The sequence below is a fragment of the Paenibacillus sp. EKM212P genome, from assembly GCF_011066115.1.
Classification (GTDB): Bacteria; Bacillota; Bacilli; order Paenibacillales; family Paenibacillaceae; genus Paenibacillus; species Paenibacillus polymyxa_B.
Genome location: NZ_JAAMNR010000093.1, coordinates 1 through 208, shown reverse-complemented (window position 1 = coordinate 208; position 208 = coordinate 1). Strand labels below are relative to the sequence as shown.

1 rRNA gene is annotated in these 208 nt (G+C 51.0%); it reads left to right on the top strand.

What is annotated here, in order from left to right:
* Positions 1 to 132 precede the first annotated feature (132 nt).
* Positions 133 to 208, top strand: a 5S ribosomal RNA gene (gene rrf / locus G9G54_RS25190); the annotation flags it as partial.

Below are 208 nucleotides of genomic sequence, written 5' to 3'. Positions count from 1 at the left end.
TCGGAAGGTGCGGCTGGATCACCTCCTTTCTATGGAGAATCGTTTCCTGCAACGGAAACATTCAAATATGAAGCGTATGCTTCAAAAACTACTCACTCGTTGCTCAGTTTTGAGAGCTCAAACTCTCGAACGTTTGGTGGCGATAGCGGAGGGGTTCCACACGTACCCATCCCGAACACGACCGTTAAGCCCTCCAGCGCCGATGGTA